The organism is Streptococcus sp. GMD6S (assembly GCF_000297015.1).
Map to the genome: position 1 here is coordinate 1 of NZ_AJRH01000026.1, position 25,566 is coordinate 25,566.

Consider the following 25,566-nt stretch of genomic DNA (forward strand, 5'->3'; position numbering starts at 1 on the left):
CAGCTCTCCCACCAGTAGAGAAATTGGGCAAAGGTCTTTACTTCTACGAAGTAGACTTGGCTGGCACCCAAGGCAAATCTGACAAAGACTTGCTTGACCTCTTGAAACAAAATGGTACACAAAGCTATAAAGCTACTATCAAGGTGTACGGTGCGAAAGATGGCAAGCCTGACTTAACTAACCTCATAGCGACTAAAGATTTGACTGTTAATTTGAATAGTTTGACCACTCCAAATCAGGTTAAAGACTCTGTTGTTAACAATGTCAAAGACATGATTGATGTTCCAGCTAGCTACCTTGAAAAAGCAAATGTTCCGGGTCCATTCTTGGCCGGTGTCAACCAAGTTATTCCATACGAAGCTTTTGGTGGAGATGGTATGTTGACTCGCCTCTTGTTAAAAGCTTCAGACAAAGCCCCATGGTCAGACAACGGAACAGCTAAAAATCCTGCTCTATTGCCACTTGAAGGCTTGGCTAAAGGCCAATATTTCTACGAAGTGGATTTGAATGGCAATACGGTTGGCAAAGATGGTCAGGCCTTGCTGGATCAACTTCGAGCTAACGGAACACATACATACCTAGCTACTGTTAAAGTCTATGGTTCTAAAGATGGCAAACCTGATTTGACCAATCTGATTGCTACTCGTCAAGTAACGATTCAGCTTCGTGGAAAAGAAATGGCGACAATACCATCTCAACAAGGTCAGATGAATACGGAGCCTTCTGAAACAGGCTCTACAGGTACGACTGAGGGTATGATGGGTACAAATCACCATATGTCAGATATGAAGGTCGATCAACCAGCTTCTAGCCCAATGGCTAATATGATGAAAAAAGATGATAAAGCGATGCTACCAAATACTGGGGAAGCTAAAACAGCTACAGCTGGCCTTGGTATCGTTGGTCTAGCCTTGGCAGGGCTTGTTGGACTTTTGGGTTTGACAACCAAACGAGAAGATTAAGATTCAAATCACTTAAACATTAGAGAAAATAGTGTTATACTAAAGCAAGTATAACACTGTTTTTATCGAAGGAGTGTCAGATGAAAAAGACAATTTTGCTGGTTGATGATGAAATAGATATTCTAGATATTCAAAACCGCTATCTTATACAGGCAGGTTACGATGTTTTGGTCGCCCATGATGGTAAGGAGGGATTAGAACTTTTCAGAAAAAAATCTATCGACCTCATTATCACAGATATCATGATGCCCAATATGGATGGGTATGATTTTATCAGTGAAGTTCAGTATATCGCTCCGGATCAACCCTTCCTCTTTACAACTGCTAAGACAAGCGAACAGGATAAGATTTATGGATTAAGTTTGGGGGCAGATGATTTTATAGTCAAGCCCTTTAGCCCACGCGAATTGGTTTTAAGAGTGAATAATATCTTGCGTCGCCTTAGCCGTGGAAGAGAGACAGAACAGATTGAGTTTGGTGACTTAGTAATCAACCATGTGACTCATGAGGTTCGCATTGGGGAGCAACCTTTGGAATTGACAGTAAAATCCTTTGAACTTCTATGGATATTAGCTAGCAATCCCGAGAGAGTCTTTTCAAAGACGGAACTTTACGAGAAGGTATGGCAAGAGGACTATGTGGATGATACCAATACACTCAATGTTCATATCCATGCTTTGAGGCAAGAGTTGACTAAGTATACAAATTCAAATGCTCCTGCTATCAAAACTGTCTGGGGTTTGGGCTATAAGATGGAAAAACCAAGAGGTAGAAAATGAAATTAAAAAACTATATTCTAGTGGGGTATCTAGTGTCGACTCTACTAACGATTTTGGTCGTTTTCTGGGCAGTCCAACGAATGTTGATCGAGAAAAGTGAAGTTTACTTTCTAGTTGGAATGACCTTGATTGCTAGTTTCATTGGCGCTGCAGTGAGTATCTTTCTTCTGTCGCCTGTTTTTTCTTCTCTGAAACATTTGAAAAAACAAGCTCAGGATATAGCAAGCAAGGATTTCAGCACAGAAATCGAAACCAAAGGACCATTAGAATTTCAAGAGCTGGGTCAGGCTTTTAATGACATGTCCCACAATTTGCAAGCCACCTTTCAATCACTTGATGAGAGCGAGCAAGAAAAGAGAATGATGATTGCGCAGCTCTCTCACGATATTAAAACTCCCATTACCTCTATTCAGGTTACTGTGGAGGGAATTCTAGATGGGGTGATTAAGGAAGAGGAGCGGCTCCACTACTTAGCCACGATTGGTCGGCAAACTGAGCGTCTAAACAAGCTAGTGGAGGAATTGGATGTTTTGACTCTCAATACACAACCTCAAGACACTGATACTGAAGAAGTCGAAGAGGTCTTTTTAGACCAGCTGCTGATTGAGTCAATGAGTGAATTCCAACTCCAGATTGAACAAGAGGAGCGGGATGTTTACATTCAAGTATCACCTGAGTCAGCGAAAATCAAGAGCCATTCTGACAAACTTTCTCGCATTCTAGTCAATTTGTTAAACAATGCCTTTAAATATTCAGAACCAGGAACCAGAATCGAGGTTCTTGCCCAATTAACAGAACAAGAGCTGACAATCAGTGTGAAAGACGAGGGTCAGGGGATCCTTCCTGAAGATTTGGAAAAGATTTTTAAACGACTTTATCGTGTAGAAACTTCGCGCAATATGAAGACAGGTGGACATGGCTTAGGTCTTGCGATTGCACGAGAACTAGCTCATCAGCTTGGTGGCGAAATCACAGCAGAAAGTCAATATGGCTTAGGAAGCAAGTTTACATTCAGCCTCAATTTGAAATAAAGCTGTAAAATCCCTTTACATATCTAGCTTTTCATGGTATAATAGCCTTTGTGTGAAATAGCAGCAGGAAAGCATGAAGCTCGTCAACAGGTGTCTTATGATAAGTAACCTTGGCTGTTTAGGCGAAGGGCATCTGCACGAATCAGGGCTTTCTAAGTGACTATTTCCGCCAAATATTATTTATATCAGGAGGACATACATATGTCACGTTATACAGGACCATCTTGGAAACAAGCTCGTCGCCTTGGCCTTTCACTTACAGGTACAGGTAAAGAATTGGCACGTCGTAACTACGTACCAGGACAACACGGACCAAACAACCGTTCTAAATTGTCAGAATACGGTTTGCAATTGGCTGAAAAACAAAAACTTCGTTTCACTTACGGTGTAGGTGAAAAACAATTCCGTAACTTGTTCGTACAAGCTACAAAAATCAAAGGCGGAATCCTAGGTTTCAACTTCATGCTTCTTTTGGAACGTCGTTTGGATAACGTTGTTTACCGTCTTGGTCTTGCGACTACTCGTCGTCAAGCTCGTCAATTCGTAAACCACGGTCACATCCTTGTTGACGGAAAACGCGTTGATATCCCATCATACCGTGTAACTCCAGGTCAAGTAATCTCAGTTCGTGAAAAATCATTGAAAGTTCCAGCAATCCTTGAAGCAGTAGAAGCTACTCTTGGACGTCCAGCATTCGTATCATTCGATGCTGAAAAATTGGAAGGTTCATTGACTCGCTTGCCAGAACGCGACGAAATCAACCCAGAAATCAACGAAGCACTTGTCGTTGAATTCTACAACAAGATGCTTTAATTTTAAGAAATATCTTACAGAAAGCCTACAACAGTGGGCTTTTTGCTTTGTCTTAAAAGGTTGATTTCTGGGTTTGCTTAGATATTTGCTAGATTGATTTCATTGCTGCTTCAAAGAATGAGACGGCTTTTTTTGCGTTCTCTTTTGAGAGGTAAAAAGAAGCGTGACCCTCCCACAGCTATAGAGCTTTTAGGCGGGAAAACCACACTTCTTTCTTGAATTAATTTTACATCATTTTGACTTAAAAAACAAATAGAGGCGTCCCACCTCCTACCGCAGAAAGATCTGTTTCAAGGGGAGATGGAAAACCTCTATTCGTTAATTTAATTATAGCCTAAAAAACTTTTAAATACAAGGCTATTGAGATAGTAAGGGGGAAAAAAGAAGTAACCATCATTCCGACCACATAGTAGACAGGGGGGAACAAGATTACTTCCTTTATTTACTTAAGTATACAACATTTTTACAAGAAAGCAAAGTAGCAGGTTAGTCTAATGGGGTGCTTGTTGTACTTTAGCAAGTAAGGTGTGCTATAATGCTTTTAACAGGAACTAAAAGCCATTAGTAAATAACTAATATTGGGTCATATTGTTCCGATGTTAGAGAGAAGGAACTTAATGAAATTATGGGAATATGTTGATAAAAATGTTCGCCTTATTTTAGAAGATGGGACCTCCATCAAGGGTAGGGTGGTTGATTGGTTTGACGGTTATGATTTAGATGGTCCTGACGAAATAGTTATAGGTGATCGCTCATATCCTGAAGATATTATCAAGAAAATCAAAATTATTAGTGCTTAGTTCAACCTAGGCGATTTTATCGACTAACTATAAAAAGTATAAGAACTATCGAAAAAATAGCAGAGAGGAAAATAAATGAGTAAACAGCTTTGGAAGTATCTTCGATCAAGGGTTCAGATAGTCACTAATTGCGATAAGATAATCAAGGGACGTGTCATAGACTTTGTTGACGAAATGGACAATGATGAGCAAGATGAAATCACTATTCTCATTGCTAATCCTAGTCCAGATGAAGCTACTGAAATTTCTCTCTTTGAGAGTGAGATTGTCTCGATTAAAACAATCTCATAGGACTTAGAACAATCTAGGTGCTTTTACCTGCCTTATTTGAAAGAAAACACTATGGAAAAGGATTTAGTTTATATGGCAATATTAGATGATTTACAAGAGTTATATGACAATGGTTGGGATGCCTCTTTTGATTATAATGGTCAAGTATGTGGGATTTTTCCTAATTCTGTTCATGATATTGTAGTGGTGATTGGAGATAAGGAATACCAGGTATCATCATTCATTGATCTGATTTCTCTAAAAATTGACGATAACACTTTAGTAGAAATTATGGATGGAATTGAAGTGCAGTATTATTAAAATAAAAATCATCTTTGATGAATGAACTGCACCCCAAAAATTAGATTTTGTCTGTTAAATTTTTGGAACGTAGCTCAATATGCTACAACGTTCTTATTAGGAGGGGAAGGGTAATGGGTTATAGTCAACAAGTATTAGACATGCTCCAGCAAACAGTCAGTGGTCAGATTGATAATTTTTGGGATTTTTCCTTTACGTTTAACGCTCTTTTTGGAGAAGATGCGGAATTTTCCGAGGCTTGGGATAATGAAAACTCTGAAATGTTTGACGCTCTCAATGACTTTGAGTTGATGATATTTTTAGAGGAACATGATCCAAGCGACAAACAAGGTTTTATCGATTTCTTAACACCTTACTACGAAAAAGCAAAGCAATTAGCCAATATTGAAAGGAATATTTAAATGACACTCTGGAAATTTAACCGTACAGATGTAATTATCACGTTAAAAAATGGCGCGGTAGTTAGAGGATTTGTAGAAGACTATTGTGACGCCTCTGACAATGACGAGGAGATTGACTCCTTGCTGGTAGATGTTGATGGAACTCTTTATGAATATTTTGAAGATGAAATCGTCAGCATCATAGAAAGCTAGTAGTGGGAATAGAATCTAAGGAAAAAATCTTGTTTGTTGAGATTGTTTTAGTTGGGATGGTCCTATATGAAAAAGGATGAAATTAAAAAATATTTAGACAAAGATCTTGAATTTAATTATAATAGCCGAGGTGCTTGCTTTTTATCGAGTATATGTGTAGTTGGTTATGATTATGAAGGTCAGCAGTTTGATACAATTGATGAAGCTATGGAAGCTAAAGTATTTGACGGGAAAAGCTTAGTAGATATATGGGATGAAGTTTTTCCACAAGTTTTTTAAAATGAAAAGCACCTTTGATGAACTGCACCCCAAAAGTTAGATTTTTTCTGTCTAACTTTTGGGGTGCAGTTCAAATGTATGAGATATTTTTAGTTTTGATTTAATTTCGATATTTTTCCGGAAAATACTTATTTTTCGGAAAGTCAAGATTTTGTTATTATTTATGATATACTGGTACCGTAATTATATCCTTACAGAGGTTAAGTAAGGGTTTCAGTACACGTCAATAGATGTCAAAATATTGATTTTAAGCGATTTTTGATTTTTGGAAACTCATTATATCGCACTACAAATCAATAAAAACTCTACCTTTTACTCTACCTTTTTTAGATAAATATATCATCTGGATATTGAAGTTAAGCCCTGCTATCATTTCGATGGCAGGGCTTTTTAATGTTTGGGACACTACCTTCTTATCTATATTTTGATGGAGCTGAAGTTGACATCTACAAAGTTTAATGTTAAAATACATTCAAAAATATATTTGAATGAGGTGCTTTATGGTTCAAAATGTTGTTACTTCAATAATCCTGTATTCTGGGACAGCCGTAGACTTACTTATTATCCTAATGTTATTTTTTGCCAAAAGAAAAAGCAGAAAAGACATCATTAACATCTATTTAGGACAATTTCTAGGCTCTGTTAGTCTAATATTGCTAAGTTTACTTTTTGCATTTGTCTTAAATTATATTCCTAGTAAAGAGATTTTAGGTTTGCTCGGTTTGATTCCAATTTTCCTAGGACTCAAAGTTTTGCTTTTAGGAGATTCTGATGGAGAAGCTATTGCAAAAGATGGTTTGCGCAAAGATAATAAAAACCTGATTTTTCTAGTCGCTATGATTACTTTTGCAAGTTGTGGTGCTGACAATATTGGTGTTTTTGTCCCATATTTTATTACCTTAAATTTAGCGAATTTGATAGTGGCTTTACTTACCTTTCTAGTCATGATTTATCTCTTGGTTTTTTCTGCCCAAAAATTGGCACAAGTCCCTTCTGTTGGAGAAACTTTGGAAAAATATAGCAGATGGTTTATTGCCGTTGTTTATTTAGGACTGGGGATGTATATCCTGATTGAAAACAACAGCTTTAACATGCTAAGGACTGTGTTCGGCTAGGAGAAAAAATTATGAAAAAAGATAGTATCTGCCAAGTGAATATTATAAATCAGCAAAATGTTACAACCGCAACGAACTACCTTGAAAAGGAAAAAGTCCAAAAATCACTTCGTATTTTATCAAAGTTTACCGATAATAAACAGATAAATATCATCTTTTATCTCCTTGCTGTTGAAGAACTCTGTGTCTGTGATATAGCCTGTTTACTAAATCTCAGTATGGCATCTGCCTCCCACCATCTTCGTAAACTAGCCAATCAAAACATCTTGGATACTAGAAGAGAGGGGAAAATTATATATTATTTTATAAAAGATGAGGAAATCAAAGACTTTTTTAATCAACTAGGATAACAACTATTTTTACTACTTTATCATGATTATATATAGGACTTATCTATGAAATTTTTTGATAAAAATTACTCACATGAAAGACTACTCGTAGCAAATCTTTAAGAAAAAAGTATAATTTAAAGCAAAGCGACCTAGGTAATGCAGGTCAAGTTAGCCAAGTTTAAAAGGGAGAAATCTGAAAGAAAATGTATCTTTGATAGTAGTCATTTATTGTGAAATATGATATATTTATTGATTAGATGGATGAATATTTCTAAAGTTAAATAAAATATGACAGATACATGCTTTTTAGTGTATCTTGTTTGTACTCAAAATATGAAGTGACTATCCAATATTTAAGATTAATAAATATTATACGATGAGATAGAATACTACAAAATGAAAGGCAACGTAATCTGATGAAGAAAGATAGATTAATTGCATTGACAGATGCTGTTCTAGCAATTATTATGACCATTTTGATTTTAGAGTTAGAAAAACCAACGACACCAAGTCTTCAAGCTTTTTGGGATTTACGGCAAAATTTCTTTGCTTATTTTCTTTCCTTTTTCTGGTTGGGATCGTTATGGATGGCACTAAACACATTATGGGAAAAGGTTGAGAAAATTTCCTCAGAAATTATTTGGTGGAATTTGTTTCTACTCTTGGAGCGGCAGGAGTTCTCTTTGGAGAATTTCATGCCATCCAAGATACCAGTCTGAATGATGTGGTGGACCGGATCTATATAAATGTCAAGGATTTACCGTTTCAGTCCTTGGGAGCTTTAGCTAATATCCTGTCTGATGTTAAGAAGGGACTGATTCAAGACAGTCATATCTGGTCTTTCTTCCAGTCATTTTTCAAACAATATCAGTTGATAATCAGCTTAAATCAGATCTATCAGTTTGTCTATCTTTCTCTGATGGAGATCATGTCCTATCTTCACTTTGATTATTGGAAAAAACGGCTCGGTCAGGAGCTAGTATGAATAAGGAGAACAAATGAGACGTTTAAAAATGTTATGGCATATTATACAGGTTACGGGTTTTACTCGGTTTGCTCTGAGTTTTGTGACCTTTGTTTTTGGGTCAGGAGGCGTGCTTTTCCTAGTTGAACCTGCTATCACAAATTACGGAGACGGTCTTTGGTATGCTTTTGTGACTTCGACGACTGTCGGCTACGGGGATCTCCTAGCTGTGACCTTGATTGGAAGGATTACCAGTGTCTTCTTGACGATTTATGGGCTCATATTTTTTGGCTGTTTATCAGCTGTTATTATTAATTATTATACCGATTTAAATAAGGAAAGAGGAGAGGACAAATGACTGCCAATTATTCAACACGGGAATACCGTGAGAAATTATACGATGACCTTCATGTTCGATTGAGAGATACAGCGATTTTGATGTGTGCAATTTTTATTGCCTCTATCGGTCTAAATATGAATTCAACAGCTGTTATTATTGGAGCCATGTTAATTTCACCTCTCATGACACCGATTGTTGGACTGGGATTCGGTTTAGCTATTTTTGATACGCGTTTAATCAAGCAATCTCTAGAGGTTTTATTGACTCAAGTGTTGGTCAGTTTGCTTGTCTCGACTCTGTATTTCTGGATTTCTCCCTTGTCTTATGCAAGTAGCGAGTTGATCGCACGAACCTCTCCAACCATTTGGGATGTTCTCATTGCTATTGCTGGTGGGATTGCTGGTGTGATCGGTTCAAGGAAAAAAGAAGCAAACAATATCGTGCCAGGAGTAGCCATTGCTACAGCTTTGATGCCGCCTATCTGTACTGCTGGCTATGGTTTAGCTAATGGGAATGTACGATTTTTATTGGGGGCTCTCTATCTTTTCTTGATCAACTGTGTCTTTATCATGCTAGCCAACATTGTTGGAACAAGAATTTTGATGAGAAAATCTCCTTTAACTTCATTTAAAGAGCTGAGCATTAAAATGAGAATTGGCTTGATTTCTTTGATTGTATTGTTGATTCTTCCAGCTAGCTATTCGGCAGTTACTCTGACAATAGAACAAGCGCGCAAAGAAGGGATCAAACAGTTTGTAGGAAAAGAGTTCGCCAATTATACGGTTATTAATCAAGTCTACAAGTCAAGTAACAATGAATTGGTCTTGACGGTTGTTGGAGATCCGATTTCAGAAGAAGAATTAGAAACACTCCACCAAAAACAAGCCTCTTACGGTATTCAATCTGTTCAATTGAAAGTGAATCAAGTTCAGAACTCGCCAACATTAGATAGTGAAGCGACCAAGGAATTTTATGAAAACATTGACAAGTATATTGATCAAAAACTCTCTGAAAAAGATTCACAAAACGATCTCGTAAAAGAAAATGAAGCAGACAAGGATTGAGGACAATGAACTGAATCGGTTTTTACGCCGTGTTTTTCTTGTATCTTCCTCTTTCTTACTTATAGCAGGTTGTTTTTGCTTGAATAAGAAATAAATTAGAAGTTCTATCATCTAAGAAAAATGATGAAAAAAATCATTTAACTAATGGTGTGAACGTTTAGTGTTTATCAGCTCCATTCTCTGTAATTTTGGGGGTAAAATCCACACCATTTAGATAAAATTAGTTGAATTTGATTGGAAAAACGCTTTTATAAAAGCGGAGAAAAGTCTTGATATTACGCTGTTTTTAGTCCAACTGAAATTCATACTTTCCAAACCAGGTCTTAAGAAAAAAGGTAGAGAAAAAGGTAGAGTTTGGATTGAAATACAGTGCAATATATCGCATTTGGCAAAAAGAAAAAACGCTTTAAATCAGCGTTTTTCTTATGTATTGATTCGTATTGAACCCCTACTTAACTTCTGTAAACACTACGTGCTTGCGAAGTTTTGGTGAGTATTTCTTCAATTGAAGACGGTCTGGAGTGTTACGTTTGTTTTTAGAAGTAAGGTACAAGCGTTCACCAGATTCTTTGTGTTCAAGTGTGATATTTACGCGCATGGTATCTCCCTTCTATTATTCAGCTGATGCAGCTTTAGCGATTTTACGTCCTTTGTAGTATCCTTTAAGTGATACGCGGTGAGAACGTGAGTAATCTCCAGTAGTTTCGTCAAAGTTTACAGATGGAGCTGTTACTTTGTAGTGTGTACGACGTTTGTTTTTCTTCGCTTTTGAGGTGCGACGTGCAGGTACTGCCATTTTCTTTTCTCCTTTAGGTATTTAAATTCGATTCAATCTAGTGATTTTCATCAACCATACTAGGATAACACATTTTTTTTGTAAAGTAAAGTTACTTGACAAAAAAAGATAAAAAAATTAGAAGCTAGTAATCGAAATTTTCTGAAAATTCAAGAATTTTATTCTGTTCTTCATGCGGAAATTGTGCTATAATGGTAAAAACTGAAATGGGAGGGAACAAATGACAGAATTAGATACACGTCACCGCAGTAGCGTTTATGACAGTATGGTGAAATCACCAAACCGTGCCATGCTTCGTGCCACTGGAATGACAGATAAGGACTTTGAAACACCGATTGTGGGAGTGATTTCAACTTGGGCGGAAAATACACCATGTAACATTCACTTGCATGATTTTGGGAAATTGGCTAAAGAAGGTGTCAAATCTGCGGGCGCTTGGCCTGTTCAGTTTGGAACCATTACCGTAGCAGACGGGATCGCCATGGGAACGCCTGGTATGCGTTTCTCTCTAACATCTCGTGACATCATCGCGGACTCTATTGAGGCTGCGATGGGTGGTCACAACGTGGATGCCTTTGTCGCTATCGGTGGCTGTGACAAGAACATGCCTGGTTCTATGATTGCCATTGCCAATATGGATATTCCAGCTATTTTCGCCTATGGTGGTACTATTGCACCGGGAAATCTTGATGGCAAAGACATTGACTTGGTTTCTGTCTTTGAGGGTATCGGAAAATGGAACCATGGTGACATGACAGCTGAGGACGTGAAACGTCTCGAATGTAATGCCTGCCCTGGCCCTGGTGGCTGTGGTGGTATGTATACAGCTAATACCATGGCAACTGCTATCGAAGTTCTCGGTATGAGTTTGCCAGGATCTTCATCTCATCCAGCTGAATCAGCTGACAAGAAAGAAGATATCGAAGCAGCAGGACGTGCTGTTGTCAAGATGCTGGAGCTTGGTCTCAAACCATCAGATATCTTGACTCGTGAAGCTTTTGAAGATGCCATCACTGTAACTATGGCTCTCGGTGGTTCTACAAATGCCACTCTTCACTTGCTTGCCATTGCCCATGCGGCTAATGTTGACTTGTCACTTGAGGACTTCAATACGATCCAAGAGCGCGTGCCTCACTTGGCTGACTTGAAACCATCTGGTCAGTATGTCTTTCAAGACCTCTACGAAGTCGGTGGTGTCCCTGCGGTTATGAAATACCTCTTGGCAAATGGTTTCCTTCATGGCGACCGCATCACATGTACTGGTAAGACAGTCGCTGAAAACTTGGCTGACTTTGCAGACCTTACACCAGGCCAAAAAGTCATTATGCCACTTGAAAATCCAAAACGTGCAGACGGTCCGCTTATCATCTTGAATGGGAACCTTGCCCCTGATGGTGCGGTTGCTAAAGTATCAGGTGTGAAAGTGCGTCGCCACGTTGGACCAGCTAAGGTCTTTGACTCAGAAGAAGATGCTATCCAGGCTGTTCTGACAGATGAAATCGTTGATGGCGATGTAGTTGTTGTCCGTTTCGTTGGGCCTAAGGGTGGTCCTGGTATGCCTGAGATGCTATCCCTTTCATCCATGATCGTTGGTAAAGGTCAAGGAGACAAGGTTGCCCTCTTGACGGATGGACGCTTCTCTGGTGGTACTTATGGTCTGGTTGTCGGACATATCGCTCCTGAAGCTCAGGATGGTGGACCGATTGCTTACCTCCGTACAGGTGATATCGTTACGGTTGACCAAGATACCAAAGAAATTTCCATGGCCGTATCAGAAGAAGAACTTGAAAAACGCAAGGCAGAAACAACATTGCCACCTCTTTACAGCCGTGGTGTTCTCGGTAAATATGCCCATATCGTATCATCTGCTTCACGCGGAGCCGTGACAGACTTCTGGAATATGGACAAGTCAGGTAAAAAATAAACTTAAAAAGCAAGCCATTTTCGGCTTGCTTCTTTTCATCTTCAAAAGTGATTTGCCTGCTTATACTCAATAAAAATCAAAGAGCAAACTAGAAAGCTAGGCGCAGGTTGCTCAAAGCACAGCTTTGGGGTTGGAGATAAAGCTGACGTGGTTTGAAGAGATTTTTGAAGAGTATTAACGAGGTGGCAGTCCAAGGGCAATACGGCCGTAGCGACTGATTCGTGTGATCTTCCAAGCAGGCGACCAGGTAACTTCAACCTTGACATCTTCGATACCCTCGATTTGTTTCAGACCTGCGACGATTTCGATAGGCAGGCTTTCGGCGCAATCACAGGCAGTATCGGTGAAGGTCATGACAATCTTACAGAGACCTGTTTCATCCAGATTGATTTCATAAATTAAGCCCAGATTGTACACATCCAATTCCACATCTGTATCAAAAACCTTCTCTAGTTTTTCGATAATTTGGTCTTGTAAAGCCAAAGCGCGGTCATTGATTTTGATATCGTCTCTCATAACAGTCCCTCCACCTGATAAATATCCTCTATTTTCTCATAATTCTGACAATTTGGCAAGTTTTTGATGAATTTTCTGAAAAATATGATAAAATGAAGAAAATATGGAATCAAGGGGAAGTCTATGGAGCAGATTGGAAAAGTCTTTAGACAATTACGAGAGTCAAGAAATATCTCGCTGAGACAAGCAACTGGGGGACAATTTTCGCCGTCCATGTTGTCCCGATTTGAAACAGGTCAGAGTGAGCTTTCGGTGGAAAAGTTTCTATTTGCCCTAGAAAATATATCTGCTAGTGTAGAGGAAATCCTCTTTCTGGCGAGAGGTTTTCAGTATGATACAGATTCGGAGTTGAGAAAAGAAATCACAGATGTTTTGGATTTAAAGAATATAGCACCTCTTGAGGACTTATATCGCAAGGAGTATCAAAAGCATGCCCATTCTCAAAACAAACAGAAACATATTCTAAATGCCATCATTATCAAGTCTTATATGAAGAGTATGGATGAAACGGTTGAGTTAACGGCAGAGGAAGGGAAAGTCCTTCATGACTACTTGTTTTCTACTGAGATTTGGGGAATCTATGAACTCAATTTGTTCTCAGTCAGTTCTCCGTTCTTGTCTGTTTCTCTTTTTACTAGATATGTACGAGAAATGGTCCGCAAATCCGATTTTCTAATGGAAATGTCTAGTAATCGAAACCTTTTTCATACTATGCTATTGAATGGTTTTTTAGCCAGCATTGAGTGTGAAGAATTTACCAATGCCTCTTATTTTAAACGTGTCATCAAAGAGCATTTCTACAAGGAAAATGAGACCTATTTCCGAATTGTCTATTTGTGGGCTGAAGGTCTTCTTGATAGCAAGCAGGGTAGAGTCAAGGAAGGTCAGAAAAAGATGGAAGATGCTGTCCATATTTTTGAGATGCTTGGTTGTAACAAATCTGCTGAATACTACAGAAATACAACCGATTGTTGAATATCTGCAAACTAAGAAAATAATTTGAAAATTTAAGCGATAGAACTTTTGACTACTCTCAGGTCGTTACAAAAGTTCTATCGTTTCTTTGCTCATTTTGTGTGTTGCATATATTCAAAAGTTTTCCCTTTCAATTTCTAAGTGCTATACTATAGTCATACTTCATATAGGGATTATAACAAGAAGGGAGATCACCTATGAAACTATTGTTTAGAAATCAAGCTTATCGACTCTTGACTTTGTCGCGCTTCTTCAATGCCTTTGGTGCTTCGATTTTTAACCTGGTATTTATCGTTTATGCATCGACCTTGCCACAAGCCTCTTTTGCTGTTGCTATGGCGAATATTGTCATGATTCTTCCGACTCTCTTTACAGTTTTTGTAGGGATTCGGGCAGATTACACAAGGGACAAGGTCAAATGGATGGTCTATAGCGGTTTGTTTCAGGCGGTTTTATTTTTTCTGGCAGCCCTAGTTGTTCAGCAAGCTAGTCTCTTTGCCTTTTCTAGCCTGTGTTTGATCAATGTCATCAGTGATGTGATCAGTGATTTTGCTGGTGGTTTGCGCATGCCCCTCGTTAAGGAAAAAGTAGCTGAAGGGGATCTGATGGAAGCTTATTCTTTTTCCCAGTTTATCACCTATATTTCAGCTATTGGTGGTCAAGCTTTTGGAGTTTGGCTCTTAGGTCTATCGGTCAACAATTTTTCCCTTGTTGCGGGAATCAATGCCTGCTTTTTCCTAGTATCAGCCTTTATTCTCTTTTTAGGAAAAAGCAAATTGAGTCTGTCAATGTCATCTGCTGATGGTAAAAAACTAAAAAATGAGAAGCTTTCTATCAAAGACCAGTTCCTAACAATTTACCGAAATTTACGTCTCGTTTTTCTTAAAGGTGGACAGAAAAACTTTGGTTTCATGATCTTTGCTGTCTTGCTTATTAATGCCTTGGGTGGGGCTTTAGGAAGCATCTATAACATCTTCTTTTTGAGCCATTCTCTCTTGAATTTTTCTTACACAGAGGCACTATTTATCAATCAATTCTGTGTTTTAGTAGCAATCATCATCAGTAGCCTTACGGGCAATGATTATTTTGGGAAGCAGTCTTTGCCTAGATTGATGATGTGGGCGACCGTAGGACTCAGTCTAATTGGTCTAGCTAATGTATTCAATCAAGTCGTGCTTGGTTTGCTATTTCTATTTTTAACTCTGTATGTGTCTGGTAAAGTTCAACCAAAGATTAGTGCCATGCTCATGAAAAATCTAGCTCCAGATGTTCTAGCTCGTACCAGTAATTTTTTAGGTTTATTGTTTACCTTATCCATACCTGTGGGAACAGCTTGTTTTTCACTTATAGCTGTATGGAATATACAGTTGACTTGGATGCTATTTGTTGGTCTTTCCTTGCTGGCTATTCTTTTGACAGTTATTAATCTCAAAAATGATATTTGAATCCTAATTTTATTCATACTGTTTTAATCCCTCTATTTATGGTAAAATAAGACTATTAAGTTTAAAGAGGATTCCCAATGAAATTACAAAAACCAAAAGGAACGCAGGATATTTTACCTGCTGAGTCTGCCAAGTGGCAGTACGTTGAGGGCTTTGCTCGTGAAATTTTCAAGCGCTATAACTATGCGGAAGTGCGCACGCCTATTTTTGAACACTACGAGGTCATCAGTCGTTCTGTCGGGGACACGACTGATATCGTAACCAAGGAAATGTACGACTTCTATGACAAGGGTGACCGCCATATCACCCTCCGTCCAGAAGGAACTGCGCCCGTTGTCCGTTCCTATGTGGAAAATAAACTCTTCGCACCAGAAGTGCAAAAGCCAAGTAAGTTCTATTACATGGGCCCTATGTTCCGTTATGAGCGTCCACAGGCAGGGCGTTTACGCCAATTTCACCAGATTGGTGTTGAGTGTTTTGGCTCTAGCAATCCAGCTACCGATGTGGAAACCATCGCTATGGCAGCTCATTTCTTGAAAGAAATCGGCATCCAAGGTGTCAAATTACACCTCAACACTCTCGGAAATCCTGAGAGCCGTGCGGCTTATCGTCAGGCCTTGATCGACTATTTGACACCACTCAAGGAGACCCTGTCGAAGGATAGCCAACGTCGTTTGGAGGAAAATCCTCTCCGTGTCTTGGACTCTAAGGAAAAAGATGACAAGGTGGCAGTAGAGAATGCGCCGTCTATCTTGGACTTCCTTGATGAAGAAAGCCAAACTCACTTTGATGCTGTGCGTCAGATGTTGGAAAATCTGGGTGTAGACTATATCATCGATACCAATATGGTGCGTGGTCTGGACTACTACAACCACACGATTTTTGAATTCATCACTGAAATCGAGGGCAATGAATTGACCGTCTGTGCAGGAGGTCGCTACGATGGCTTGGTTGCCTACTTTGGTGGTCCTGAAACTGCTGGATTTGGTTTTGGACTTGGTGTAGAGCGCCTGCTTCTCATCCTTGAAAAGCAAGGTGTAACCCTCCCTATCGAAAATGCCCTAGATGTCTATATCGCAGTCTTGGGTGAAGAAGCAAATGTCAAGGCCTTGGAATTGGTACAAGCCCTTCGCCAACAAGGATTCAAAGCAGAACGTGACTACCTCAACCGAAAGCTCAAAGCTCAGTTCAAGTCAGCCGATGTCTTTGCGGCTAAGACCCTCATCACGCTAGGAGAGAGCGAAGTCGAAAGCAGACAAGTGACGGTTAAGAACAACCAAACACGAGAAGAAGTTCAAGTATCCCTTGAGACCATCAGCCAAAACTTCTCAGACATCTTTGAAAAATTAGGCTTTTAATAGTAGAAAAACTGGTCAGGACCTTACTCCTGACCGTTTTCTTTTGCAAAATGACAAAAATCATAAACTTTTTGACAAATATAGTTGTCAAAAAGAAAAAGATGTGTTACAATGTAAGCAAGTTAAGAGTGAAGGAGAAAGGAATGCTTAAAAATCGTTTAAAAGAGCTTCGGGCTCGCGATGGTCTCAATCAAACAGAGCTGGCCAAACTAGCTGGCGTGTCCAGACAGACCATTAGCCTACTAGAACGGGACGAATACACCCCGTCCATTGTGATCGCCCTGAAGATTTCGCAGATATTCAATGAACCAGTCGAGTCGGTATTTCGGATAGAGGAGGACGAGTGATGAACAAGTATAAAGTGATTTATTATATGAGTGTTTTTGCCTTTATTGTGAATGCTTTTGCTATGATTGGAACATTACTGGGTTGGTTCTATTTTGTTGAAAGTAAGTATTTGTTTTGGATTAATTTAGTCCTCTTGTCCATTTTCAATCGGTTGAAGAAAAAGGAGAAAAATGATGAACAAGTATAAAGTAATCTATTATGTAGTTGCCATAGCTCTATTAGTCAGCGTATTTCTACTGATTGGGATGGACCTAGGCTGGTTTAATCCATATCAAAGCGACCAATTTGTTTGGACCTACTTTGCTCTCATCCCAGTAGTTGACTGGATTGAAAAGAAATTCAAAAATCTAGCAAGTGAAAAAGGAGAATGAATATGAAAGAGTTTTTAGCGGGTTTTCAAGTCGATACTGAGCACAAAGAACTTGCGGGTGTTTGTGCAGGTTTAGGAAATTATTTTAACATTCAAGCCAATATCGTTCGTTTGGTGACAGTCTTCTTGTTTCTCTCTTCTACGGAGATTGGTATTATAACAGTAACTCTCTATGCCTATCTAGCAGGTTGGCTTGGCAATGAACCCTTGGGGGATGGAGCAAAAAAAGCTAGAAACCAAGCTATTCTCTTACTTGCTGTTTGTTTGATTTTGGTGTCACTTGGAACAGAAGGCTTGACCGCTATCTTTGAGTCAGGTAAGGACTTTGGTCAGTGGTTGGTTGGATTAGTTTAGAAAGAGGATGAATATGAAAAAGAAACGTGGATTGTTATTTTTAATGGCTTTGATCTTGGGAGGCTTCTTGGGCATGTTTGCAGAGATGTTTAAGGCCTATACCGAAAACTACGGAACCATTTTAGATGTCAAAACCGTGACTCCATGGATATCATCTATTTGTTTACTGTTAGGTTTCATTAGTATGTTTTTGACTTTCGATTTCTTAAAGAAAAGCAGAAAATTTCACTCCTTGTATCAAGAGGAAATGGATGATGATCTGAATGAAACCTATTATGTACAAATGTATCGTAATCTCGAGTTTGGAACTATTGCTTTTAATAGTGCAGGCGTAGCGATTTTTTTGGCTCTTTTCATCTCAGGTAGTGAAGTAATTGTACTAAATATCAGCTATATAACCTTATCTCTTTCTTTTTTGGCATTAGTGATGATTTTCAGTGCTCAAAAATATCTCTATAAGACCATTGCGATCGTTCGTCAGTTTGATTTGGAATTCTTCTCTACACCAAAAGATGTCTTGGACTATATAAACTCCTACGATGAAGGGGAGCGCAAGGCTAATTTGGAACAAAGTTTTCGAATTTTATTCCAATTAAACCAGTATGTCTTGCCAGCTCTCTATTTTCTAATCGTTCTCTTTTCCTTACTGACAGGAGAGATTCAGTTACTAGCCTTCTTGCTTGTAGGAGCGATCCATATTTATATCAATGTGATGCAATTACCTATGGTAAAACGTTATTTCAAATAGGAGTCTTTTATGAAATTACTTAAAAATCTTGGCTGGTTTCTTCTAGCTGTTCTATCCTTTTTCTTTGGCTATGGTCTGGTTCAGAGTACGGCGCTGTCAGCTCTTGGACTAGGGGCTTCAATCTTTGGAGTCTTACCACTTTATGTCGTCCTATCAGGGGCCTATGTTTATGGAGTTTACAGATGGTATCAGACAGAAAAGGTTAGCATCCAGACGACAGCTTTTAATCGTTATATCTGGTTGCCTACTCTGGTTTTGCTAGTGGCGATTACAGCCCAGTTCTTTTTGCCAGAAGATCCGTCAGTCAATCAACAAATCGTATCACAATTGACAGTTGCTCAGCCTGTATTTGGTTTCTTTATGGTGGTAGTCTTTGCTCCTCTGACGGAAGAACTCATCTTTAGAGGGATGCTGGCGCGCTATCTCTTTCCTAAGCAGAACAACAGCAAACAGACAGCTCTGTTTCTCCTCGTATCAAGTGTGCTTTTTGCCTTGATTCATTTTCCAGGGACTTTGCAACAGTTTTTAGTTTATGCTAGTCTGGGATTAAGTTTGGGTCTGGCTTATGTAAGCCGAAAAGGTCTTCTTTATAGTATTTCTCTCCACGCTTTGAATAATTTAATCGGCTTTTTGATGATACTCATGCTATAATAGAGTCAGGAGGTCACATGAAACGAGTAATTTTATTAGCAGTGATACAGGCGGTCGTTCTCTTCTTTATCATCGGGGCACTTGCCTATGCCTTTAAAGGCGATTTCTTTTACAACTATCTAGCAGTTGTCTTTGCGCCTATTGCAGGTGTCTTGCGTTTTGCTTCGGCTTATGCGACGGAGATTGTTCTACCTAAAAAGGCAGCTGAGATTGCTGAAAAGCGTAAAAAAGGTTAAGAATCATAAGCAGAGAATCCGATGACGTTTTCATCGGATTTTTTGTCTGTTCGTTTTGATTTCTAAAGACAATCAAACTTTTCTGCTGATTTTCATGAAGAGCCTGCGCTTTTATGGTAAAATAGTAACAGAATAAAAGAGGAGAGAAAACATGAAACGTAGTATGTATGCTGGTCGTGTTCGTGAGGAACACATCGGACAAGAAATGACCTTGAAAGGATGGGTTGGCCGTCGTCGTGACCTTGGTGGTTTAATCTTTATCGACCTTCGTGACCGTGAAGGAATCATGCAGTTGGTTATCAACCCTGAAAAAGTATCTGCAGAGGTTATGGCAACAGCTGAAAGCCTTCGTAGCGAATTTGTCATTGAGGTCACTGGACAAGTTGCTGCACGTGAGCAAGCCAATGATAAGTTGCCAACGGGTGCAGTTGAGTTGAATGTGACAGCTCTGGCAGTGCTGAATACAGCTAAAACAACACCTTTTGAGATTAAAGATGGGATTGAGGCCAATGACGATACACGTTTGCGTTACCGTTACCTTGACCTTCGTCGTCCAGAAATGCTAGAAAACCTTAAGCTTCGTGCTAAGGTGACTCACTCTATCCGTAATTACTTGGATGAGTTGGAGTTTATCGATGTGGAGACGCCATTCCTTTCTAAATCAACGCCAGAAGGGGCGCGTGACTATTTGGTGCCATCTCGTGTCAATAAAGGGCATTTCTACGCTCTTCCTCAAAGTCCACAAATCACTAAGCAACTCTTGATGAATGCTGGATTTGACCGTTACTACCAAATCGTTAAATGTTTCCGTGATGAGGACTTGCGTGGTGACCGTCAGCCTGAGTTCACCCAGGTCGACTTGGAAACATCCTTCCTTACGGAGCAGGAGATCCAAGATATTACAGAAGGATTGATTGCGCGCGTGATGAAAGAAACAAAAGGCATCGACGTGACGCTTCCATTTCCTCGTATGAAATACGATGATGCGATGGCTCTTTACGGTTCTGACAAGCCTGATACCCGTTTTGACATGTTGCTTCAGGACTTGACAGAAGTTGTCAAGGGTGTTGATTTTAAAGTCTTCTCAGAAGCGCCTGCTGTTAAAGCCATTGTAGTCAAAGGAGCTGCAGACAACTACTCACGTAAAGACATTGACAAGATGACCGAAGTAGCTAAACAGTACGGTGCTAAAGGTCTTGCTTGGGTCAAGGTTGTGGATGGAGAATTAAACGGACCAGTTGCCAAGTTCTTGACTGGGATCCAAGCAGACTTGACTGCAGCACTTGGTCTTGAAGATAAGGATTTGGTTCTCTTTGTGGCGGATACGCTTGAAGTGGCGAATGCAACACTAGGTGCCCTTCGTGGACGTATTGCCAAAGAGCTTGGCTTGATTGATAACGATAAGTTCAACTTCCTTTGGGTGGTTGATTGGCCAATGTTTGAATGGTCTGAAGAAGAAGACCGCTACATGAGCGCCCACCATCCATTTACCCTTCCACAGGAAGAAACAGCTCACGAATTAGAAGGTGATTTGGCTAAGGTTCGTGCCATTGCTTACGATATCGTCTTGAACGGTTATGAGCTTGGTGGTGGTAGCCTTCGTATCAACCAAAAAGACCTTCAAGAACGCATGTTTAAGGCTCTTGGTTTCTCGGCTGAAGAAGCAAATGACCAGTTTGGTTTCCTTCTTGAAGCCATGGACTATGGTTTCCCACCACACGGTGGTTTGGCGATCGGACTTGACCGTTTTGTGATGCTCTTAGCAGGAGAAGAAAATATCCGTGAAGTCATTGCCTTTCCTAAGAACAACAAGGCAACCGACCCAATGACACAAGCTCCATCAACAGTCGCTCTCAAACAACTAGAGGAACTCAGCTTACAAGTAGAAGAAGATGAAACAAGCAAAACAAATTAAGCGGTGCCGCTATTATCTGCGCCGCTTTGCTTATCAGATAAAAATCTTACGAGTTTTACAAAGTATCTCTCGAGAAAAATATGATGAGAAAGTATCGGCCTCTCTGGTTTATGGCTTTTTGTCAGCGGTAGCAGTCAATTTCTTTTTTCAACCAGGGCACGTTTACTCCAGTGGTGCGACGGGTCTGGCACAGATTATCTCTGCCTTGAGTAATCACTGGTTTGGTTTTTACATTCCGATATCGCTAACCTTTTATGCTATCAATTTTCCGTTGATGATTTTGGCTTGGTATCAGATTGGGCATAAGTTTACAATCTTTACCTTTATCACAGTATCCATGAGTTCCCTCTTTATCCAGCTTGTGCCAGTTGTGACCTTGACAGAGGATCCCATTATCAATGCTCTCTTTGGGGGTGTTGTCATGGGCTTGGGGATCGGCTTTGCTTTACGCAATAATATTTCCAGTGGAGGTACAGATATTGTCAGCCTGACCATTCGCAAGAAAACAGGGAAAAATGTCGGTAGTATTTCTTTCTTAGTGAATGGGACGATTATGCTGATAGCAGGTTTGACCTTTGGTTGGAAATACGCTCTCTACTCCATGATTACCATATTTGTCTCCAGTCGTGTGACAGACGCGGTCTTTACCAAGCAAAAACGCATGCAGGCCATGATTGTGACCAATAATCCTGATAAAGTAATTGCAAAAATCCATAAAAAATTGCACCGCGGAGCAACTATGATCCACGATGCAGAAGGAACCTATAATCATGAGAGAAAAGCAGTCTTGATTACGGTTATCACACGAGCAGAGTTTAATGATTTTAAACACATCATGAAACAGGTTGATCCGACAGCCTTTGTCTCTGTATCAGAAAATGTCCACATCCTAGGACGATTCGTAGAAACAGACAATTAATAATACTCAAAAGACCAGCCGCAAGGCTGGTCTTTATTTTTCGATAATTTTGTGTTCAATCAACTGACGGTAACAAATCTGTTTATTGTTTTTAGCATCGTTGATGATCTGAAGAATGGTTTCAAAGGAAACGCGCCCAAGTTCCAGACTATTGATATCCACATAAGCTACAAGATCAAGTCGAGGATTGACAGAGTCGAAACTCAAGACAGGAACTTTTAGCTGATACTTACTGATATAGTCACAAACTCCTTCTGCAAGGAGACTATCGGTTGTGATGATAGCGTCAATCTGCGGATCGTGATTGAACAGGAGTTCACTGAACTGATACCCTTTTTCTTCTAGAAATTCGGTCGCAAAGTAGGTTAAGTTGGTATCAATCGGAAGTTGGTGTTGTTTGAGTGCGGACTCATAGCCAGTTAGACGATCTTGCGTTACGAAGAGTCGCTTTGTACCCCCGATAAAGGCAATTCGTTTGCATCCTTTTTTGATGAAATACTCTGTCGCATCAAAGCCAGCTTGGACATTGTCATTATCAACAAGAGGGATAAAGGGTGAAGTGGATTTTCCGAGAATGAGGAAAGGGAACTGCTCATCAGCTACTAGCTTGACCAGAGGGTCTTCTTCCTCAGCGTAGAGGAAAATCAAACCGTCAACACGCTTGCCATAAACCATCTGAGAAATCGCATTGAGACGTTCTTTCTCATCTTTCCCCGTTGCAATCTGAATAGCGTAGTGGTTTTCAGACGCAACTTGGGCGATACCTCGAAGGACAGATGGGAAGAAAGGATTTTGGTAAAAGGCATCCGAGTCGTCAGGCAATACCAAACCGATAACCTGAGTATAGCTGCTAACTAGGCTACGAGCATTGAGATTGGGATGGTAGTTGAGTTCCTTCATAGCCTTGCGAACTCGTTTTTTGGTTTCATCACTAATCGTTGATTTGTTTTGAATAACACGGGTTACGGTTGAAGGTGAGACACCTGCAGCCTTGGCCACATCTTTAATCGTAACGGGCATAAAAATCTCCTATTTATGATAATCTGGATCGCGGTAATGTGTTTTATAAAAGATGGTGACCAGATAAAGAACAAAAAGAATGTTTTGTACAGTGATAAGGGTTGTCATATTTTGGCCAAAAAGTCCCAAAACAAGCGTAATCAGAGTTGGTAATCCTAAACAGTTCAAGATAAAATGGTAGCACTCTTTAAAGCTCCTAAATGAAAAGAGGCGTGATTTTTTGGTGATATAAAGGAGAAGACTAGCTCCAAGAGAGACAATGAAGAAATTCAATCCAAAGAGGAAGCTAGCACCAAGGACGAGAAAGAGACTGATATAGACACGGTTCTGTTGGTACCAGTCTTTAGAAATAGCCTGGGTTAAAGTTTCCTTACTCTGGAAACTCTCCGTTTGAATGGCGTGGTAGCGAATGCGGGTCAGTTCCTTGCTTTCCTTGCTGATGATGAGTTCTTCAGTATCAAAATGAAGTTGCAAATCCTTTGGCAATTCCTTACTTGGACTTGGACCAATCAGAAGAGAAGCTTGCTGATTTTTAGTTCCAGCATAGCTCAGTTTTCCATCTACTATCTGCGCATTCTCCGACAAATCCATGATTGCTTCATCTGTCAGGGGTGTGTAGACATTATCGATAAAGGTATCCAGTGGATACGTTTCCTGTGAGCTGTTTTGAATGGCAATTGGAATCATGGACAAGCTGATGAGGAAAATGCTAGTAAAGAGGAGTTGAAACCAGTTGAGTCCAAAACGTTTTGACAGGGGCTTACGAAATCCCCAAATACTTGAAAAATATGAAAATGGATATGGAAGCATTTGTATCTTTCTAAAAGGTGTTTTCTATATGAGTATTATTATATAGAGAAATGTGCTTTATTTCAAGTCTAGTAGATAAATTGCTTACTGAAAAGCTGATTTTGCTACTATTTGCGGTCTTGTGTCTAATCTTTCAACTTTAGAAACAAGATCAAAATGAAAAAGGGTGGCGGGGATAAATTATCCCTTGTCGCCACCACTTGTAAGTCCTGAAACAAAGTTCTTTTGTAAGAAGAAGAAGAGAATACAGATTGGAAGGGCGATGAGGATAGCACCTGCTGAGAAGTAGGCAATCTTCAAGTTTTTCACATTGCTGACAAAGGTCTGTAGACCAACGGCAACTGTAAAGTATTCTTTCTCACGAAGCAAGAAACTAGAGAGGATATAGTCTCCGAAAGGTCCCATGAAGGCCCAGAGCGCTTGTACTGCAACCATTGGACGAACGAGTGGGAGAACAATTTGCCAGAAGCGACGGAAGTGTCCTGCACCATCTAGTTTTGCTGATTCATCAAGAGACATCGGTACTGTGTCGAAGTAGCCTTTCATCAACCAAGCATTCATCGGGATACCTCCACCAACATAAAGGAAGATGAGGAACCAGCTTTGGTTAAGGGCATTCAACATAAGGGCCATAACGAAGAAGGCTGTCAAAGCGGCCATAGTTGGCACCATTTGGATGATCAAGAAGAAGACCAAACTTTGTTTACGAGCCAAGAAGTTGTAACGGCTGTAGGCATAACCAGCAAGTACGATGATACTTGTTTGAACAGCCATTGTAATCAAGGCGATAATCAAAGTGTTGAGGTACCAAGTGCCGTACAAGGTTTCAGTGAAGAGCCCTTGGAAGTTGGCAAAGCTAAAGTCGACGTTAGCATCTAGTTTAAAGGCTACCACGTTACCAGACTTGAAGGCTGACATAATGGTGATCAAAAGTGGATAAATAATGACGATTGATAAGCCAATCAAGTAGAGGTAAGTGAGGGTTTGAGTCAGTCTACGTTTGAGTTTGATTGAGTTATTCATCTTAGACGTCCTCCATATCAAATGCGTGTAGTTTCTTGAATGCGATCATAGAGATAGAGATGACAATGATAGAGATGATCAAGGTAACAGCTGCCGCCATAGAGTATTGAGGAGATGTACCTGTTGTCAAACGATAAATCCATGAGATCAAGATATCAGTTGAACCGGCTCCACCACCAACGCTACCAGGACCTCCGCCGTTGAAGAGGTACATGATAGAGAAGTTGTTAAAGTTGAAGGTGTATTGGCTGATCAATGTTGGAGCTGCAACAGCCAAAATCATAGGGAAAGTGATGTTGCGGAATTTTTGCCAAGCATTGGCACCATCGATGTAAGCCGCTTCGTAGAGGTCGTTAGGAATCGACTGCAAGATACCCAAAGTCAAAACGTAGATGTATGGGAATCCTAGCCAACCTTGCATCATAATCAAGGCAATCTTAGTCCAAGTTGGGTCTGTTTTCCAAGGGATAAGCGCTCCGTCAAGGAAAGGAAGGA

Annotated in this window: 36 protein-coding genes and 1 pseudogene; 29 read left to right on the forward strand and 8 right to left on the reverse strand. The window is 39.8% G+C overall.

The genetic code is table 11. The annotated features are described in order from the left end of the window. From GMD6S_RS05520 to GMD6S_RS05565, 10 genes are all read left to right on the forward strand, one after another. Nucleotides 1-962, forward strand: a 962-nt coding sequence (locus tag GMD6S_RS05520) for an SSURE domain-containing protein (RefSeq protein WP_000629924.1), incomplete at its 5' end; no start/stop codon positions are given. 80 nt (nt 963-1,042) lie between these two features. Next, nucleotides 1,043-1,741 (forward strand): response regulator transcription factor, encoded by a 699-nt coding sequence (locus GMD6S_RS05525; RefSeq protein ID WP_000751228.1) that lies wholly within the window; start codon nt 1,043-1,045, stop codon nt 1,739-1,741. Beyond that, a complete protein-coding gene (locus GMD6S_RS05530; RefSeq protein ID WP_000769392.1) occupies nt 1,738-2,772 on the forward strand; it encodes a sensor histidine kinase in 1,035 nt (344 codons plus the stop codon). The genes GMD6S_RS05525 and GMD6S_RS05530 overlap by 4 nt, the downstream gene beginning before the upstream one ends. Nucleotides 2,773-2,973: 201 nt before the next feature. Further along, nucleotides 2,974-3,585 carry a 30S ribosomal protein S4 gene (gene rpsD, locus GMD6S_RS05535; protein WP_000092756.1) on the forward strand — a complete coding sequence of 204 codons (612 nt, stop codon included), beginning with the start codon at nt 2,974-2,976 and terminating at the stop codon, nt 3,583-3,585. Nucleotides 3,586-4,202: 617 nt separating this feature from the next. Then, nucleotides 4,203-4,385 carry a hypothetical protein gene (locus GMD6S_RS05540; protein WP_000780387.1) on the forward strand — a complete coding sequence of 61 codons (183 nt, stop codon included), beginning with the start codon at nt 4,203-4,205 and terminating at the stop codon, nt 4,383-4,385. A 75-nt stretch (nt 4,386-4,460) separates the two neighbouring features. Continuing rightward, nucleotides 4,461-4,676 carry a hypothetical protein gene (locus tag GMD6S_RS05545; RefSeq protein WP_000043341.1) on the forward strand — a complete coding sequence of 72 codons (216 nt, stop codon included), beginning with the start codon at nt 4,461-4,463 and terminating at the stop codon, nt 4,674-4,676. Nucleotides 4,677-4,748: 72 nt separating this feature from the next. Further along, nucleotides 4,749-4,976 carry a hypothetical protein gene (locus tag GMD6S_RS05550; RefSeq protein WP_009013763.1) on the forward strand — a complete coding sequence of 76 codons (228 nt, stop codon included), beginning with the start codon at nt 4,749-4,751 and terminating at the stop codon, nt 4,974-4,976. A 113-nt stretch (nt 4,977-5,089) separates the two neighbouring features. Further along, nucleotides 5,090-5,377 carry a hypothetical protein gene (locus tag GMD6S_RS05555; protein WP_000542381.1) on the forward strand — a complete coding sequence of 96 codons (288 nt, stop codon included), beginning with the start codon at nt 5,090-5,092 and terminating at the stop codon, nt 5,375-5,377. Further along, complete coding sequence (locus GMD6S_RS05560; RefSeq protein WP_000177340.1) at nt 5,378-5,569, forward strand: hypothetical protein; 192 nt, start codon at nt 5,378-5,380, stop codon at nt 5,567-5,569. Between the two features lie 66 nt (nt 5,570-5,635). After that, nucleotides 5,636-5,848 carry a hypothetical protein gene (locus GMD6S_RS05565; RefSeq protein ID WP_000710706.1) on the forward strand — a complete coding sequence of 71 codons (213 nt, stop codon included), beginning with the start codon at nt 5,636-5,638 and terminating at the stop codon, nt 5,846-5,848. A gap of 286 nt (nt 5,849-6,134) precedes the next feature. Here GMD6S_RS05565 and GMD6S_RS13100 read toward each other — a convergent pair whose 3' ends face one another. Further along, nucleotides 6,135-6,320 carry a hypothetical protein gene (locus GMD6S_RS13100; RefSeq protein ID WP_009013804.1) on the reverse strand — a complete coding sequence of 62 codons (186 nt, stop codon included), beginning with the start codon at nt 6,318-6,320 and terminating at the stop codon, nt 6,135-6,137. A gap of 28 nt (nt 6,321-6,348) precedes the next feature. Here GMD6S_RS13100 and GMD6S_RS05570 point away from each other — a divergent pair, with 28 nt between their 5' ends. The 6 genes and pseudogenes from GMD6S_RS05570 to GMD6S_RS05590 all read left to right on the forward strand — a co-directional run bounded on the left by GMD6S_RS05570 (nt 6,349) and on the right by GMD6S_RS05590 (nt 9,663). Next, the gene (locus GMD6S_RS05570; protein WP_000250556.1) at nt 6,349-6,963 is read left to right on the forward strand and encodes a CadD family cadmium resistance transporter; all 615 of its coding nucleotides are present in this window, start codon (nt 6,349-6,351) and stop codon (nt 6,961-6,963) included. Between the two features lie 11 nt (nt 6,964-6,974). Continuing rightward, nucleotides 6,975-7,313, forward strand: coding sequence for a Cd(II)/Zn(II)-sensing metalloregulatory transcriptional regulator CadX (gene cadX, locus GMD6S_RS05575; protein ID WP_000711083.1), 339 nt, complete (start codon nt 6,975-6,977; stop codon nt 7,311-7,313). A gap of 398 nt (nt 7,314-7,711) precedes the next feature. Continuing rightward, nucleotides 7,712-7,957 (forward strand): annotated as a pseudogene (locus tag GMD6S_RS12195) (TMEM175 family protein); the annotation flags it as partial. Then, entirely contained in the window at nt 7,939-8,280 is a 342-nt protein-coding gene (locus GMD6S_RS05580; protein ID WP_000397556.1) for a hypothetical protein, read from the forward strand. The pseudogene GMD6S_RS12195 and the gene GMD6S_RS05580, both read left to right, overlap by 19 nt. Nucleotides 8,281-8,293: 13 nt before the next feature. Further along, nucleotides 8,294-8,617, forward strand: coding sequence for a potassium channel family protein (locus tag GMD6S_RS05585; RefSeq protein ID WP_001253404.1), 324 nt, complete (start codon nt 8,294-8,296; stop codon nt 8,615-8,617). Continuing rightward, nucleotides 8,614-9,663, forward strand: a complete 1,050-nt coding sequence (locus tag GMD6S_RS05590) for a DUF389 domain-containing protein (RefSeq protein ID WP_000126416.1) — start codon at nt 8,614-8,616, stop codon at nt 9,661-9,663. Before GMD6S_RS05585 ends, GMD6S_RS05590 begins: the two co-directional genes overlap by 4 nt. Nucleotides 9,664-10,111: 448 nt before the next feature. Here the strand turns inward: GMD6S_RS05590 and rpmG are convergent, their stop codons facing one another. Beyond that, a complete protein-coding gene (gene rpmG, locus GMD6S_RS05595) occupies nt 10,112-10,261 on the reverse strand; it encodes a 50S ribosomal protein L33 (protein ID WP_001265622.1) in 150 nt (49 codons plus the stop codon). 15 nt (nt 10,262-10,276) lie between these two features. Then, nucleotides 10,277-10,459: a 50S ribosomal protein L32 gene (gene rpmF, locus GMD6S_RS05600; protein WP_000290417.1), complete on the reverse strand. Its 183-nt coding sequence runs from the start codon at nt 10,457-10,459 to the stop codon at nt 10,277-10,279. A 220-nt stretch (nt 10,460-10,679) separates the two neighbouring features. Between rpmF and ilvD the strand changes: the two genes are divergently transcribed. Beyond that, complete coding sequence (gene ilvD, locus GMD6S_RS05605; protein WP_000137380.1) at nt 10,680-12,383, forward strand: dihydroxy-acid dehydratase; 1,704 nt, start codon at nt 10,680-10,682, stop codon at nt 12,381-12,383. A gap of 174 nt (nt 12,384-12,557) precedes the next feature. Here the strand turns inward: ilvD and GMD6S_RS05610 are convergent, their stop codons facing one another. Then, the gene (locus GMD6S_RS05610; RefSeq protein ID WP_001204052.1) at nt 12,558-12,899 is read right to left on the reverse strand and encodes a metal-sulfur cluster assembly factor; all 342 of its coding nucleotides are present in this window, start codon (nt 12,897-12,899) and stop codon (nt 12,558-12,560) included. A gap of 123 nt (nt 12,900-13,022) precedes the next feature. Between GMD6S_RS05610 and rgg the strand changes: the two genes are divergently transcribed. The 12 genes from rgg (at nt 13,023) to GMD6S_RS05670 (ending at nt 22,218) form a co-directional block, all read left to right on the forward strand. Next, on the forward strand, nt 13,023-13,874 hold the full coding sequence (gene rgg, locus GMD6S_RS05615) for a quorum-sensing system transcriptional regulator Rgg (RefSeq protein WP_000434958.1): 852 nt from the start codon (nt 13,023-13,025) through the stop codon (nt 13,872-13,874). A gap of 197 nt (nt 13,875-14,071) precedes the next feature. Beyond that, entirely contained in the window at nt 14,072-15,319 is a 1,248-nt protein-coding gene (locus GMD6S_RS05620; protein WP_000770638.1) for a hypothetical protein, read from the forward strand. A 77-nt stretch (nt 15,320-15,396) separates the two neighbouring features. Then, complete coding sequence (gene hisS / locus GMD6S_RS05625) at nt 15,397-16,677, forward strand: histidine--tRNA ligase (protein ID WP_000775841.1); 1,281 nt, start codon at nt 15,397-15,399, stop codon at nt 16,675-16,677. 143 nt (nt 16,678-16,820) lie between these two features. Then, the gene (locus tag GMD6S_RS05630) at nt 16,821-17,024 is read left to right on the forward strand and encodes a helix-turn-helix transcriptional regulator (protein ID WP_000916947.1); all 204 of its coding nucleotides are present in this window, start codon (nt 16,821-16,823) and stop codon (nt 17,022-17,024) included. Continuing rightward, nucleotides 17,024-17,212 (forward strand): hypothetical protein, encoded by a 189-nt coding sequence (locus GMD6S_RS05635; protein WP_001046120.1) that lies wholly within the window; start codon nt 17,024-17,026, stop codon nt 17,210-17,212. The genes GMD6S_RS05630 and GMD6S_RS05635 overlap by 1 nt, the downstream gene beginning before the upstream one ends. Beyond that, the gene (locus GMD6S_RS05640; protein WP_001046134.1) at nt 17,199-17,396 is read left to right on the forward strand and encodes a hypothetical protein; all 198 of its coding nucleotides are present in this window, start codon (nt 17,199-17,201) and stop codon (nt 17,394-17,396) included. The genes GMD6S_RS05635 and GMD6S_RS05640 overlap by 14 nt, the downstream gene beginning before the upstream one ends. Nucleotides 17,397-17,398: 2 nt before the next feature. Then, complete coding sequence (locus tag GMD6S_RS05645; RefSeq protein ID WP_000657658.1) at nt 17,399-17,749, forward strand: PspC domain-containing protein; 351 nt, start codon at nt 17,399-17,401, stop codon at nt 17,747-17,749. A gap of 13 nt (nt 17,750-17,762) precedes the next feature. Next, entirely contained in the window at nt 17,763-18,497 is a 735-nt protein-coding gene (locus GMD6S_RS05650) for a DUF3169 family protein (protein ID WP_000730197.1), read from the forward strand. Nucleotides 18,498-18,506: 9 nt separating this feature from the next. Continuing rightward, nucleotides 18,507-19,148, forward strand: coding sequence for a CPBP family intramembrane glutamic endopeptidase (locus tag GMD6S_RS05655; RefSeq protein WP_000771224.1), 642 nt, complete (start codon nt 18,507-18,509; stop codon nt 19,146-19,148). 17 nt (nt 19,149-19,165) lie between these two features. Continuing rightward, a complete protein-coding gene (locus GMD6S_RS05660) occupies nt 19,166-19,384 on the forward strand; it encodes a hypothetical protein (RefSeq protein WP_000832176.1) in 219 nt (72 codons plus the stop codon). A 151-nt stretch (nt 19,385-19,535) separates the two neighbouring features. Continuing rightward, on the forward strand, nt 19,536-21,299 hold the full coding sequence (aspS, locus tag GMD6S_RS05665; RefSeq protein WP_000830911.1) for an aspartate--tRNA ligase: 1,764 nt from the start codon (nt 19,536-19,538) through the stop codon (nt 21,297-21,299). After that, on the forward strand, nt 21,277-22,218 hold the full coding sequence (locus tag GMD6S_RS05670) for a YitT family protein (protein WP_000806269.1): 942 nt from the start codon (nt 21,277-21,279) through the stop codon (nt 22,216-22,218). The genes aspS and GMD6S_RS05670 overlap by 23 nt, the downstream gene beginning before the upstream one ends. 33 nt (nt 22,219-22,251) lie before the next feature. Here the strand turns inward: GMD6S_RS05670 and GMD6S_RS05675 are convergent, their stop codons facing one another. The 4 genes from GMD6S_RS05675 to GMD6S_RS05690 form a co-directional block, all read right to left on the reverse strand. After that, the gene (locus GMD6S_RS05675) at nt 22,252-23,238 is read right to left on the reverse strand and encodes a LacI family DNA-binding transcriptional regulator (protein ID WP_001145429.1); all 987 of its coding nucleotides are present in this window, start codon (nt 23,236-23,238) and stop codon (nt 22,252-22,254) included. Between the two features lie 9 nt (nt 23,239-23,247). Continuing rightward, complete coding sequence (locus GMD6S_RS05680; RefSeq protein ID WP_000938235.1) at nt 23,248-24,048, reverse strand: DUF1189 domain-containing protein; 801 nt, start codon at nt 24,046-24,048, stop codon at nt 23,248-23,250. A 180-nt stretch (nt 24,049-24,228) separates the two neighbouring features. After that, nucleotides 24,229-25,071, reverse strand: coding sequence for a sugar ABC transporter permease (locus GMD6S_RS05685; RefSeq protein ID WP_001065649.1), 843 nt, complete (start codon nt 25,069-25,071; stop codon nt 24,229-24,231). Between the two features lies 1 nt (nt 25,072). After that, nucleotides 25,073-25,566 (reverse strand): carbohydrate ABC transporter permease (locus tag GMD6S_RS05690; RefSeq protein ID WP_000685571.1); only part of this gene is annotated, 494 nt, incomplete at its 5' end.

Bases quoted from the DNA above. Each gene is read 5' to 3' on its own strand.
- GMD6S_RS05555 (WP_000542381.1), top strand. From the start codon at position 5,090: ATGGGTTATAGTCAACAAGTATTAGACATGCTCCAGCAAACAGTCAGT.
- GMD6S_RS05650 (WP_000730197.1), top strand. From the start codon at position 17,763: ATGAAAAAGAAACGTGGATTGTTATTTTTAATGGCTTTGATCTTGGGA.
- ilvD (WP_000137380.1), top strand. From the start codon at position 10,680: ATGACAGAATTAGATACACGTCACCGCAGTAGCGTTTATGACAGTATG.
- GMD6S_RS05635 (WP_001046120.1), top strand. From the start codon at position 17,024: ATGAACAAGTATAAAGTGATTTATTATATGAGTGTTTTTGCCTTTATT.
- GMD6S_RS05610 (WP_001204052.1), bottom strand. From the start codon at position 12,899: ATGAGAGACGATATCAAAATCAATGACCGCGCTTTGGCTTTACAAGAC.
- GMD6S_RS05545 (WP_000043341.1), top strand. From the start codon at position 4,461: ATGAGTAAACAGCTTTGGAAGTATCTTCGATCAAGGGTTCAGATAGTC.
- GMD6S_RS05640 (WP_001046134.1), top strand. From the start codon at position 17,199: ATGAACAAGTATAAAGTAATCTATTATGTAGTTGCCATAGCTCTATTA.
- GMD6S_RS05590 (WP_000126416.1), top strand. From the start codon at position 8,614: ATGACTGCCAATTATTCAACACGGGAATACCGTGAGAAATTATACGAT.
- GMD6S_RS05540 (WP_000780387.1), top strand. From the start codon at position 4,203: ATGAAATTATGGGAATATGTTGATAAAAATGTTCGCCTTATTTTAGAA.
- rpmG (WP_001265622.1), bottom strand. From the start codon at position 10,261: ATGCGCGTAAATATCACACTTGAACACAAAGAATCTGGTGAACGCTTG.
- rgg (WP_000434958.1), top strand. From the start codon at position 13,023: ATGGAGCAGATTGGAAAAGTCTTTAGACAATTACGAGAGTCAAGAAAT.
- GMD6S_RS05550 (WP_009013763.1), top strand. From the start codon at position 4,749: ATGGCAATATTAGATGATTTACAAGAGTTATATGACAATGGTTGGGAT.
- GMD6S_RS05570 (WP_000250556.1), top strand. From the start codon at position 6,349: ATGGTTCAAAATGTTGTTACTTCAATAATCCTGTATTCTGGGACAGCC.
- GMD6S_RS05560 (WP_000177340.1), top strand. From the start codon at position 5,378: ATGACACTCTGGAAATTTAACCGTACAGATGTAATTATCACGTTAAAA.
- GMD6S_RS05685 (WP_001065649.1), bottom strand. From the start codon at position 25,071: ATGAATAACTCAATCAAACTCAAACGTAGACTGACTCAAACCCTCACT.
- GMD6S_RS05675 (WP_001145429.1), bottom strand. From the start codon at position 23,238: ATGCCCGTTACGATTAAAGATGTGGCCAAGGCTGCAGGTGTCTCACCT.
- rpsD (WP_000092756.1), top strand. From the start codon at position 2,974: ATGTCACGTTATACAGGACCATCTTGGAAACAAGCTCGTCGCCTTGGC.
- GMD6S_RS05585 (WP_001253404.1), top strand. From the start codon at position 8,294: ATGAGACGTTTAAAAATGTTATGGCATATTATACAGGTTACGGGTTTT.
- aspS (WP_000830911.1), top strand. From the start codon at position 19,536: ATGAAACGTAGTATGTATGCTGGTCGTGTTCGTGAGGAACACATCGGA.
- GMD6S_RS05525 (WP_000751228.1), top strand. From the start codon at position 1,043: ATGAAAAAGACAATTTTGCTGGTTGATGATGAAATAGATATTCTAGAT.
- GMD6S_RS13100 (WP_009013804.1), bottom strand. From the start codon at position 6,320: ATGTATTTTAACATTAAACTTTGTAGATGTCAACTTCAGCTCCATCAA.
- GMD6S_RS05660 (WP_000832176.1), top strand. From the start codon at position 19,166: ATGAAACGAGTAATTTTATTAGCAGTGATACAGGCGGTCGTTCTCTTC.
- GMD6S_RS05655 (WP_000771224.1), top strand. From the start codon at position 18,507: ATGAAATTACTTAAAAATCTTGGCTGGTTTCTTCTAGCTGTTCTATCC.
- GMD6S_RS05630 (WP_000916947.1), top strand. From the start codon at position 16,821: ATGCTTAAAAATCGTTTAAAAGAGCTTCGGGCTCGCGATGGTCTCAAT.
- GMD6S_RS05530 (WP_000769392.1), top strand. From the start codon at position 1,738: ATGAAATTAAAAAACTATATTCTAGTGGGGTATCTAGTGTCGACTCTA.
- hisS (WP_000775841.1), top strand. From the start codon at position 15,397: ATGAAATTACAAAAACCAAAAGGAACGCAGGATATTTTACCTGCTGAG.
- GMD6S_RS05645 (WP_000657658.1), top strand. From the start codon at position 17,399: ATGAAAGAGTTTTTAGCGGGTTTTCAAGTCGATACTGAGCACAAAGAA.
- GMD6S_RS05680 (WP_000938235.1), bottom strand. From the start codon at position 24,048: ATGCTTCCATATCCATTTTCATATTTTTCAAGTATTTGGGGATTTCGT.
- cadX (WP_000711083.1), top strand. From the start codon at position 6,975: ATGAAAAAAGATAGTATCTGCCAAGTGAATATTATAAATCAGCAAAAT.
- GMD6S_RS05565 (WP_000710706.1), top strand. From the start codon at position 5,636: ATGAAAAAGGATGAAATTAAAAAATATTTAGACAAAGATCTTGAATTT.
- GMD6S_RS05620 (WP_000770638.1), top strand. From the start codon at position 14,072: ATGAAACTATTGTTTAGAAATCAAGCTTATCGACTCTTGACTTTGTCG.
- rpmF (WP_000290417.1), bottom strand. From the start codon at position 10,459: ATGGCAGTACCTGCACGTCGCACCTCAAAAGCGAAGAAAAACAAACGT.
- GMD6S_RS05670 (WP_000806269.1), top strand. From the start codon at position 21,277: ATGAAACAAGCAAAACAAATTAAGCGGTGCCGCTATTATCTGCGCCGC.